Source organism: Acidocella sp., assembly GCF_036489515.1.
In the GTDB taxonomy this organism is placed as follows: domain Bacteria; phylum Pseudomonadota; class Alphaproteobacteria; order Acetobacterales; family Acetobacteraceae; genus Acidocella.
In genome coordinates this window covers 1-10,495 of the sequence record NZ_DASXFO010000051.1, presented here as the reverse complement: position 1 = coordinate 10,495, position 10,495 = coordinate 1, and the positions used below count along the sequence as shown (strand labels likewise).

At 64.5% G+C, this 10,495-nt stretch carries 7 protein-coding genes; 2 read left to right on the top strand and 5 right to left on the bottom strand.

Annotation, left to right across the window (positions count from 1 at the left end):
* Window positions 1-418: 418 nt before the first annotated feature.
* The 3 genes from VGG47_RS08055 to VGG47_RS08045 are packed head-to-tail and all read right to left on the bottom strand — an operon-like array spanning window position 419 to window position 5,882.
* Window positions 419-3,478, bottom strand: coding sequence for an efflux RND transporter permease subunit (locus VGG47_RS08055; RefSeq protein ID WP_331537265.1), 3,060 nt, complete (start codon window positions 3,476-3,478; stop codon window positions 419-421).
* Window positions 3,475-4,539: an efflux RND transporter periplasmic adaptor subunit gene (locus VGG47_RS08050; protein WP_331537263.1), complete on the bottom strand. Its 1,065-nt coding sequence runs from the start codon at window positions 4,537-4,539 to the stop codon at window positions 3,475-3,477. The genes VGG47_RS08055 and VGG47_RS08050 overlap by 4 nt, the downstream gene beginning before the upstream one ends.
* A complete protein-coding gene (locus VGG47_RS08045) occupies window positions 4,536-5,882 on the bottom strand; it encodes a TolC family protein (RefSeq protein WP_331537261.1) in 1,347 nt (448 codons plus the stop codon). The genes VGG47_RS08050 and VGG47_RS08045 overlap by 4 nt, the downstream gene beginning before the upstream one ends.
* A gap of 268 nt (window positions 5,883-6,150) precedes the next feature.
* Here VGG47_RS08045 and VGG47_RS08040 point away from each other — a divergent pair, with 268 nt between their 5' ends.
* Entirely contained in the window at window positions 6,151-6,825 is a 675-nt protein-coding gene (locus VGG47_RS08040) for a response regulator transcription factor (RefSeq protein WP_331537259.1), read from the top strand.
* Window positions 6,815-8,209, top strand: a complete 1,395-nt coding sequence (locus VGG47_RS08035; RefSeq protein ID WP_331537257.1) for a sensor histidine kinase — start codon at window positions 6,815-6,817, stop codon at window positions 8,207-8,209. The genes VGG47_RS08040 and VGG47_RS08035 overlap by 11 nt, the downstream gene beginning before the upstream one ends.
* A gap of 24 nt (window positions 8,210-8,233) precedes the next feature.
* Here VGG47_RS08035 and VGG47_RS08030 read toward each other — a convergent pair whose 3' ends face one another.
* Together VGG47_RS08030 and VGG47_RS08025 are read right to left on the bottom strand one after the other, a co-directional pair.
* Window positions 8,234-9,259 carry a YncE family protein gene (locus tag VGG47_RS08030; protein ID WP_331537255.1) on the bottom strand — a complete coding sequence of 342 codons (1,026 nt, stop codon included), beginning with the start codon at window positions 9,257-9,259 and terminating at the stop codon, window positions 8,234-8,236.
* Between the two features lie 593 nt (window positions 9,260-9,852).
* A partial coding sequence (locus VGG47_RS08025; RefSeq protein ID WP_331537253.1) for a prohibitin family protein occupies window positions 9,853-10,495 on the bottom strand: 643 nt, incomplete at its 5' end.

The window sequence follows — 10,495 nt, the reverse complement described above, 5'->3', positions numbered from 1 at the left end:
TGAAGGCTGGGCTGCATTCTCACATGCGCGGACTGCAACGCCGGCCGGAAAAGGTGCGTTCCTTCTTTCAGGCGGCTGATGTCCGATATGCCGCATGACGAAGAGCGTGATACCTATTTGGCGGCCGGGTTAGTAATAAAGAATTGCCCGCTTCGAGACCGCGTTTGATTTGCCGACAGCCGCTTCACCTCAAGTCAGGTTCGGTTGCTTTGCGCCCATCGCTGACACAATCACCTCGCAAGAAGCTTTCTAGAAGCAGACGTTCGAGTAGGCTAGTTCAGATGTCATGAACGAGTATCCGGTACGTCTTGGTCAAGGCGACGTATTGGCGGTGTCAGGACCCTGGTGATCGTTCCTGTTGGACCGATATTTCCCTCCATCATGGCATCTGATCATTCAAAGCGTGATATCGGCTGAATCAATCCTCGGTCATTCGCTCCGTCGTAGGCTTGACAGTCGGCGCCAACAGCACTGGCAGGACCAATAACACCAGCGGGAATTGCACCACCAGGCCGGCGATGATGGCGACGGCGAGCGGTTGCTGCATCCCCGCCCCCTGACCCAGGTCAAGCGCCAAGGGAAGTAAGGTGAGAATGGCCGCCAGCGTGGTCATGGCGATCGGCCGCAGCCGGTTGGCGCTGGCCGTCATCAGCGCCTCGCGCGGGGCCATGTGCTCGAGCAGATGCTGCAGCTCGGAGACGTAGAAGATCGCCATTTCGGTCGCGATGCCGACGATCATCACCATGCCCATCAGCGCCGTGATGTTGAGCTCCAGCCCGGTAAGGTAGAGCCCGGTGAACACCGCTGTGGTGGACAGGACCGAGGTGCAGATGATCGCGAACACCCAGGCGAAGCGCTCATAAAGCACCAGGAGCAAAATAAATTCCGCGAGCAAGGCGGCGGCGAACACGCGCTCCAGCCCGGCGAAGGCGATCTGCTGCTGTTGGTACAGCCCCCCCAGCGTGTAGGTCACGCCCGGCCCGAGCACACCCGGCTTGGCCAGCGCCGTCTTCACGTCGGCGATGCCGGCCCCCAGCCCGCGCCCGGTGAGCCGCGCCGTCACATCCACGATCTGCTGCAGATTCTCACGGGTGATCTCAGGCTGGCCAGAGATCGTGGTGAAGCTTGCGATGCTGCCCAGCGGCACCAGCGCGCCGCCGGGCGTGGCGATGGGCAGGTTTCGCAGATCATCGGTGTTCAACTGCGCCGCGCCGTCCAGCCGCACGCGCACGCCGATCAGTTGCTGCGTGGCCTGGAACTGCGTGGCCACGGTGCCGGCCATTTCCGTCTGCACCTGGGCGGCCACCCGCGCCGGGTCCAGCCCGAGAGCAGCGGCGCGCACTGAATCCACGGTGAAGTCGATTGCATCGCCGGCGGGGATGATGCCGTCATCCACCGAGTCCACACCTGGGATCTTGCCGATCGCCGCTGCCACGCGCAGCGCCGTGGGGCCAAGCTGCGCCGGGTCGGCGGCGGCGAGTTTGATTTCGATCGGCTGCGGCACGCCGGTGAGATCGCCGATCTCGTCGCCCATCAACTGGTGCGGGTCGATCCGCACACCCGGCACATGCGCGGTGACGGCATCGCTGATCCGGCTCATTACCACGTTGATGCCGGCGCGCTTGGCCAACGGCACCAGGCGGATGACGAAATCCCCCTTGTTGGATTCCGCGATATCGCCGCCAAACCCGGCCCCCGCGCGCACGGAAAAACTTTCCACGGCGGGGTCCTGCCGCAGGATGGTCTCGATCTCCGCCACCTCGCGCTCGGTCTCGGTCAGGGACGTGCCGGGGGCGGTGAGATAGTCCATCACAAACCCGCCCTCGTCGAGATCGGGCAAGAAGCCGGTCTGCACATTCTGGAAGGAGAACAGCCCGACGGCGATCAGCCCGGCTATGGGGAAAGCCAGCAGCAAGGGGCGACGGAACAGCGCCGCAAGCAGCCCGCCATGCAAGCGGAACAGCGCGCCATCCCGCGCGGTCCCCGGATCCTGCCAGCGCTTGAAATCGATGAGCGCCCCGGCCAGCAGCGGCACGGCAAGGGCGGTGAGCGCCCAGGAGGCGAGCAGCGTCGCCGCCATGGTCAGCGAGAGCGCCTTGAAGAACGCGCCGGTGACGCCGGAGAGAAAGCCGAGCGGCGCGAAAACGATCAGCGTCGCAGCGGAGGAGCCGGTCAGCGGGCGAAAGAATTCACCGCCCGCGCGCAGCACCCAGAGCCGTCCCTCCTGCTGCGCGCCGCCGGCGCTGCGGCGCGCGATATGCTCGATCATCACGATCACATCGTCGATGACGAGCCCCACCGAGGCGGCCAACCCGCCCAGGGTCATGATGTTGAAGCTGAGCCCGAACAGCGAGAGCACGAGGATCGCGGCGGCGAGCGAGGCTGGGACGATGGTGACGGCAAGCAGCGTGATGCGCCAGCTGCGCAGGAACACCAGCAGCACGATGGCGGCCAGCACGATCCCGATCAGGATCGCATCCCGCACCGAGCCGGCGGCGGCCAGCACCAGGGCGCTCTGGTCATACCATTTGCTCAAAGTAACACCAGGCGGCAGCCGCGGCGCGAAACCGGCGAGCGCTTGGTCGACCTGGCGCGCGGCGGTCACCATGTCCGAGCCCGGCTGTTGGTAGAGAAGCAGGGTGACCGCACGTTTGCCATTGGCCTGCACGCCCAGAAATTGCGGCATCACGCCCATGCGCACGGTGGCGACATCTTGAAGTCGCACGGCGCCATAGGGCCCGGCGCGGATCACCGTCTGCTGCACATCGGCAAGCCCGTGCAACTCGTTCGCCGCCATGAGCAAATAGAGCAGGTCATGATCTTCCACCCGGCCCACCGCCTGCAGCGTGTTGGCGGCAGCCAGCGCGTTCACCAGATCGTTGAGCGTGAGATGAAAGGCCGCGAGGCGCCGTGGATCGGCCGTCACCTCCACCTCGCTGGTATCCCCGCCCTGGACCTGCACCCGCGCGATGCCGGGCAGGCCGGAGAGCAGCGGCACGATCTGGTAGGCGGCCATGGCCTGCAGCTTCGCCTGGCTCACCGTGGGCGAGGTGAGCGCATAGGCCATGAAGGGAAACACGGTGGGCGTCATGCGCAGCACGGTGTAGCTGACGCCATGCGGCAGGGCGGCGAGGCTCTGCGCCATGGCCGCGTTCACGCCAAGCGTCGCGTTCGCCATGTCCGTGCCCCAGGCGAAATCCACGGTGAGCTGCGCCGCGCCGCGCGATGTGGTCGAGAGCACGTCCACCACGCCGGGCACGGCGCGTACCGCCTGCTCCACGGGCTGCGTGGTCTGCAGCACCATCTGCGCGGCGGGCTGGCTGCCGGCGTCGATATTGATCCGCACACGCGGGAAGGATGCGTCAGGGTACAGGCCGATGGGGAGTGAAAGAGCGGCGGTGAGCCCTGCCAGCGCCAGCGCCGCGGCCAGGGTCAGAACGGAGCGGCGGTGCCGGTCCAGCCAGGCGATGATGCTCAATGGCCCGATCCCTGCCCTGATCCTTGCAACGTCGCTGCCATGCCGTCCGAGAGCTGGTAAGCGCCGGTGGTGGCGATTCTCGTGCCGGGATCAAGGCTGGGCGCCAGCACGCTCATGGCGCCGTCCGCTTCGAGGACGTTCGCGGCTTCGCGATGGGCGATGTCATGCGCATCGAGCTGGTAGACATAGTTGCCCTGCTCGTCGCTCAGCACCGCGGCCCGCGGCACAAGATAGCCGGTCACGGTTCCGACGGTGATGCTCACCCGAACCGGCTCGCCCAGCGCCACCGACGCCTGGGGGACCAGAAAAACATCCATGAGGCCGGTCTGCGGGTCCAGCATGGCGGCGCGCTGCGCCACGGTGGCGGGGATTCTGCGCCCGGTGTTGAGCGACGTGAGCATGGCGGCGTCGCCCGCATGCACGCGCAATGCCTCGGCCTCCGACAGGCCGACGAGCACCGTAAGTCGGCCGGCGGGGGCAAGCTTCACCAGCACGGTGCCGGCCGGCAACACGCCGCCAGGTGCTGCGGCGATGGCGGTGACAATACCGGCAAAAGGCGCCGTGACGGTGTGGTTTTCGCCCGTGCCGGAAACACGGAGGGCGACGAGGGTGGCGTTTGCGTCGCTCAAACCCTGTGTGGCGGCGGCAACGTCGGCGGTGGTCGCCAAATGCCGGGCCAGCAAGGCCACCACATGGTCACGGGCAATGCGCGCGGCCGTCACCGCATCCTCCGCCCGGCGCAGCGCCGCCGCCGATTGCGGGTCCGGCGCCACGTTCGCCAGCACCTGCTCCGCCGTCACCGCCTGGCCCGGCCGCGCCATAAACCCGGTGACGATGCCAGGGGCGGCGAGGCTGACATCCATCTCCGCCGTCCCGGCGACAATGCTGCCGGAACCAACGATGCGCATCGGCACGCTGCGTTGCACCAGGGTGATGACGTTGACCGTGGCGCTGGGCGCGGAAGGAACATCCGCCGGCACATTGCCGCTGGTCTCCCCGTAGACGAGGGCGGCGATGCCCGCCACCACCACGAATCCGGCGAAGAGAATGGATTTTTTCATCGGGCGTGTTTCTCCGGCGCGTGGCCCAACGGCGGCAGACCGAGGCCAAGCAATGTCGCAAGCGAGATTTCTGCGCTCTGCACCTGGCCGCGCAGGGCGATCTTGGCGCGCAGGCGATCGCCCGCCGCCGTTTGCAGGTTGGCAAGGGCCATGGCGCTGATCTGCCCGGCCGCATAGGCGCTTTGCGCAGCTTCCAACATGGCGGAAGCGTTTTGCGCGGCGGCCTGCGCGGCCGTTTCCTGGCTGCGCAGCAAAACAATGTCGCCGCTAAGCGCGCGCGCCCCGCCCGCGGCGCTGGCGAGCGCCGCCTGGTATTGCGCGGCCAGCGCCGCACGCGTGGCCTGGGCAATCGCGATGCCGCCGCGGTTGCGATTGAACAATGGCAGGGTCAGGGTGACCTGTGGCCCGGCGCTGTCCACGCCGGACGTATCGCGCCCGCCCGCAGCGCCGACGCTCATGGGAAGAAACTGCGTCATGATCGCCGCGCGCAGCCGCGCATCCGCCACGGCATAGCCGTAGCGCAGCGCGATGAGGTCTGGCCGGCGCTGCGCCAGCGTGACAAAAGCGGGGGCGAGGATGGAAGGCGGCAGCGGCGCCACGTTCGGCGGGGCAAGCGGAATCGCAGTGTCGGGCTCCAGGCCCAGCAGCGCATCGAGCTGGTCCCGGTCATGCGCCGCCGCCAGCCGCGCGACATCCAGCAGCGATTGCACGCCAGCCAGGGCCGCCATGCTGGTGGCGCCGTCGTTCAGGGTGAGGTTGTGCTGCGCGATTTCTACGCCTGTGTCGCGGTCCACCCCGGCGAGAACGTCCGCCTCCGCAGCCAGGCTCGCCACGGTCGCTTCGTCGGAGGAGAAGCTTACGGCGAACTGCTCCGCCTGGGAGGCCACCTGCCATTCCTGCCAGAGAATCCCCGCATCCACCTGAGCGAGCCCCGAAGCGGCCGCCTGACGGTTGACCCGGTAGGTGATGAGCGCGCCGAGATCCTGCGTGAATCCCGCATTGATGGCGGACATGCTGGCCGGTCCGCCAAGCAAGGCGGCGAACCCGCCGGTAAAAGAGGGGTTCGGCAGCTCCCCCGCCGCCAGCAGTTCGGCGGCCGAGATATCATGCTGCGCGCGCGCGGCCACGAGATTTGGATCGTTGAGCACGGCCAACGCCCCCACGTCCCGCAGTGATAGGGGGCCCACCGTGCCGACCTCACCGCCATCCGGCAGGGTGTGGCGCAGGGACGCCACGCTATCGCGTAGCGGAGGGACCGAAGCCAAGGGCGCCGGATGATAGGCGGCACAGGCACCAAGGCCGGCGCAAAAAAACAGTCCCAACAGACGCGGATGGAAACTCATACGCAGGCCCTTGGCCCAGCCAACTTGCCCGCGACGTGTCACCAACTTTGTCGAAAGTTAATATTTTGCGCCGCCCCGGAAGCGAAGGGAAGGCTACTTTTTGTGAACAAAAAGTAGCAAAAAAACTTTATTATGCTGGGCCATGGGCATTGTCGCTGACAACGCCCTTGGCCCAGCGGAACAAAAGTTTTTGCGCCGCTTTTTTTAAAAAGCGGCCGCTTTCCTGGAGCATGATTGATGTACGGCAACCATGCTCTAATTATCACCTATGAAAATTCTGCTGATCGAGGACGATTCCAAGGCCGCGGCGCATCTTTGTGCGGGGCTGGCGCCGGAGGGGCACGAGGTGCAGGTGGCGCCGGACGGCCGCGCCGGCCTGTTAGAAGCTGTCGGCGGAGGGTTCGATGTGCTGATCATCGACCGCATGCTCCCCGGCCTCGACGGGCTGTCGATGCTGCGGACCCTCCGTGGGGCGGACTGCCACACGCCGGCGCTGTTTCTCACGGCGCTGGGCGGGCTCGATGACCGGCTGGAAGGCTTGCGCGCCGGGGGCGACGATTATCTCGTGAAACCCTTCGTCATGGCAGAACTCGCCGCGCGCGTGGCAGCCCTGGCCCGGCGCAACGCCACGCCACCCAAGACGACCCGATTGCAGATCGCCGACCTGGAACTCGACCGCCCGACCCGCAGGGTCCGGCGGTCCGGCCGAAAGATCGAGCTGAAACCCCGGGAATACGAAGTGCTGGAGTATCTGATGCTGCGCCGGGGCCAGGTCGTGACCCGGACGATGCTGCTGGAGGATGTCTGGGGTTTCCATTTCGTGCCGCAGACCAGCATCGTCGAGGCGCATATCAGCCGGCTGCGCGGCAAGATCGACCAGAATTTCTCGCCCGCCTTGATTCACACCTATCGCGGCGCCGGATATAAAATCGATGTGGCTTGAAGCGCCGGCCCGCCTGCTGTTCCGGACATCCGGCTTCCGCCTGGCGCTGCGCAGCCTGGCGCTCTCGCTCGGCGGCGCCGTGCTGGTGTTCGTCATCATCCATCACGCGGCCGAAACCATCTGGCGCGAGCAGATCGACACCGCCGTCTCCGGTGCGCTGACCGACATCCTCTCCGACCTCCGCCACGACAAGCAGCCTTTGGCGCAGAATGTGCGCGAGACGATGGCCGAGGGCGGCGGGTTGTTCTACGCGGATATCGGCCCGGACCACCGGTTTCTGGCGGGAAATTTTCGTCTCAGCCCGGCAGTCGCCGCAAGCTGGACCGGGATCAAAACCCTGCGTCGGCAGGACGGGCTCACGCTGCCTCCGCGGGTCGTGGCGATCCGCGGCACGGCGCGGCGGTTCCTCGATGGCGAAACCCTGTACATCGCCGCCGACGCCAGCGCCCTACGGGCTTTGGACAAGCTCATCGCCCGCTCGTTCCTGGCCGTGTTCGGCACGATCATGGCCCTTGGGTTGCTCAGCGGCACCCTCGCCGCCCGTGCCACGCTGCGCCGCGTCGATGCCCTCGCCACCACCATCCGGGACATCATGGAGGGCGACCTCTCCCGCCGTGCGCCCGTCACCGGGACCGGCGACGAATTCGACCGGCTCGCCACGGGGCTGAACGCGATGCTGCAGCGCCTGCAGGAGCTGATGGACAATCTTCGCCAAGTGACCAACGACATCTCGCACGACCTGCGCTCGCCCTTGGCGCGGCTGCGCGGGCATCTCGAACTCTCCCGCAAGCGCTTCAGCGGGGCCGGCCTGGCGGAAATGTTCGACGAGGCGCTGCTGCAGATCGATCAGGCGCTGGAGATTTTCGCGGCGATGCTGCGGATCGCGGAAGTGGAAACCGGCGCGAGGCGGGCGCATTTTTGCGCCGTCCCGCTCTCTTCCCAACTGACGATGCTCGCCGAAAGCTACGAGCCGGCCTTTGCCGCCGGTGGCATCTCAACTGCGAACGACATCGCGCCGGGGCTTACTCTGCAGGGGGACAAGGACTTGCTGGCGCAAATGTTCACCAATCTTCTGGACAACATCATGCTGCACGCCACCGGCGCGTCCGTGGCCCATGTCCAGGCCATGCTCGTCGATGGGCAGATCGAGATCACCATTTCCGATGATGGATGCGGCATTCCTCCGAACCAGCACGCAAGGGTGTTCCAGCGTTTCGTCAGGCTGGACGCTTCACGTCACCTCCCAGGCCATGGGCTTGGCCTGGCCCTCGCGGTGGCGATCGCGGCATTACATGGTGGGAGAATAACCCTGGGCGACAATCAACCAGGGTTAAGAGTCATCGTTAATCTGCCTGCACTGTCCGGCGCCCCCGCGGGAGCGTAGGTCAGCGCAGGCAGTTAGACGGCCTTAAGCAGCCGGCGCGTAAATCAGCAATTTCAGGCTGCCAGGGGCAAAGGTGAAATGCGGGTGGCCATTGGGTGAGGTTGCGGGCGTGACCTTGGTTACGGCCGCGGTCACAGTGTAGATGTATCCGGTGGCCGGGTCGACCGCCATGGTGCGCGCACCCGGCTCGGTCTTCACAGTGCCGAGCAGTACAGGCGTAGTCTCGGCATCGGAGATCACGCTGATCGTGCCGACACTGTTCGCGGAGAAGGCGCGATGGCGCTTGGGATCGAAAGCCGCGGAATCCGTGCCTTTGTCGATCGGCAAGGTGGCGACCACCGCCCCCGTATCGGCATTGAGCACGTCCATCACGCCGGAGTGGCAGGAGGAAAAGACGAAGCGCTTGGCAGGGTCAATGGCAAGGCCGGTCGGCTCGACGCAGCCCGTGGTCGGCCAGCGCGCGGTGATCTGATCCGTCGCGGTGTCGATGCGCACCAGTTCGTTCTTGTCGTTGATGTTGACATAGAGCGAGCCGGCACCGTCAGCGCCCAGGAATTCCGGCGCGCCGCCAAGGGAGATGGTGGGGGCTGCCTTGTTCGTCGCGGGATCGATGGGCGTCACGCCATTGCCATCACCGCCGACGTTGAAAACCTGCTTCGAAGTGGGATCGTACGCCATGCCATCGGCATCCTCCACCACGGGAATGGTGGCGAGCACAGCGAATGTCTTGGGGTTGAAGACATAGGCGACGTTCTGCTTGCTGCTATCAGCGTAAATGTCGCCTGAACCGGGGTCCACGGCGATGCCATGGCTGCCGCCCCGCACATTCAGCTCGCCTATGATACGGTCGCCGCGCGTGTTCACCACCGTCACCTCGGTGCCATGCGAGATGTAGAGGCGATGCGTCGGCGCGTCGAAACGCAGATAATCCCATTTCACCCCGCCGGCGAGCGGCACGGTTTTAACAAGATGATAGAGCGGAGCCGCCGCCACGGGCGAGGCAAGGAGGCTGGTGACGGCGAGGGCCGGGAGAAGGGAACTGATTTTCATGTGGTCGTCCTAGCGCGATGGATGAGCTTGAGAATTCATGTGCGGAGCCTTGCCGCAGCCCACTTACCCACGAGGTTTCGGCAACATTGTCGAGATTTAATCTTTCATCGCACCAGGGAACGCAGATTTGGCTAACCCTGGCGCATGAGGATTCTGCTGATCGAGGCCAAGCGCCGACTTTTGGTGCATGAGTTGGGTGCGAATGAGCGCTTCAGGTTGATACTTAACATCAACAATTTCCGTGCACGAACGTCTGCTTGTCGTCGTTGGACGTTCCAAAGCAGTCCGACCGCTTCCGGCCCATCCCGGCCAACGGCTGACATTCCGGTTCGCGCTCATTGCGGTCATTGCCAGATCCCAAGCCATTTCCCGAAACCTGCCATTCGTTTCCACTTGGCCGACGTCGGCCAAGTTGCGGACGTTTGCTTTATTCGAACGCACCGGCGAACAAGTTCCCTGAGCTGCGCGTCAGTCATTTCTATTCTCTTTTGTTTTCACTGAGCCAAGAGTCTTATCAAATGCTGGTCTAATCTCTCACGGATTGACGTTTGGAGTTGTTTCGCGTCACGAAGAAACCTCAAACGGCCCGATGTTTAGGGCGCCGGGCTTGACGCGGCCGGCTCGCCCATAACGGGGGCGCCGAACAAAGCCGAGGGCAGAGCGGTGCTGGCATAGGTCGGCATTTGTCCGTTCCATTTATTGATTAGGGCGAGCTCGATCAATTCCGGCGTCAACGTTTTTTGCTTCAGCTCATACGCTTGTGCGTCGGCTGTGGCTTGTAGGATAGTGGCTTTGGCTTGGCCTTGTGCGGTGGCAACGGCGGCATCTGCCTGCGCACTGGCTTGCACCACCTGCTGTTGAGCCGATACCCGCACCTGCTGTAGCTGGTACTGCGCTTCAAGTGCCTTCTGCTGCGCTATCTGTTTATTTTCGATCGCCTGATTGTAAGCATCTGAAAAATCTAAATTGGTAATGTTTACGCCATCGACAATGATATCGTAAACTTTCAGATCGGCAGCAATTTTGTCCTTGATTTCGCTGCCAAGCTGCTCGCGCTTGATGATGAGGTCCTGGGCATCGTAGTTCGAAACAATGGCTTTTACGTCGTTCGAGACAATCGGCGCGATGATGGTATTTTGTAGCCCGTGAATGTCACGGTAATTCTGGTAAATATAGACGGCGTCTGCGGGGTCGATCTGGAAGGTGACGGCGACGCTGGTGCTGACGTTCTGCTGG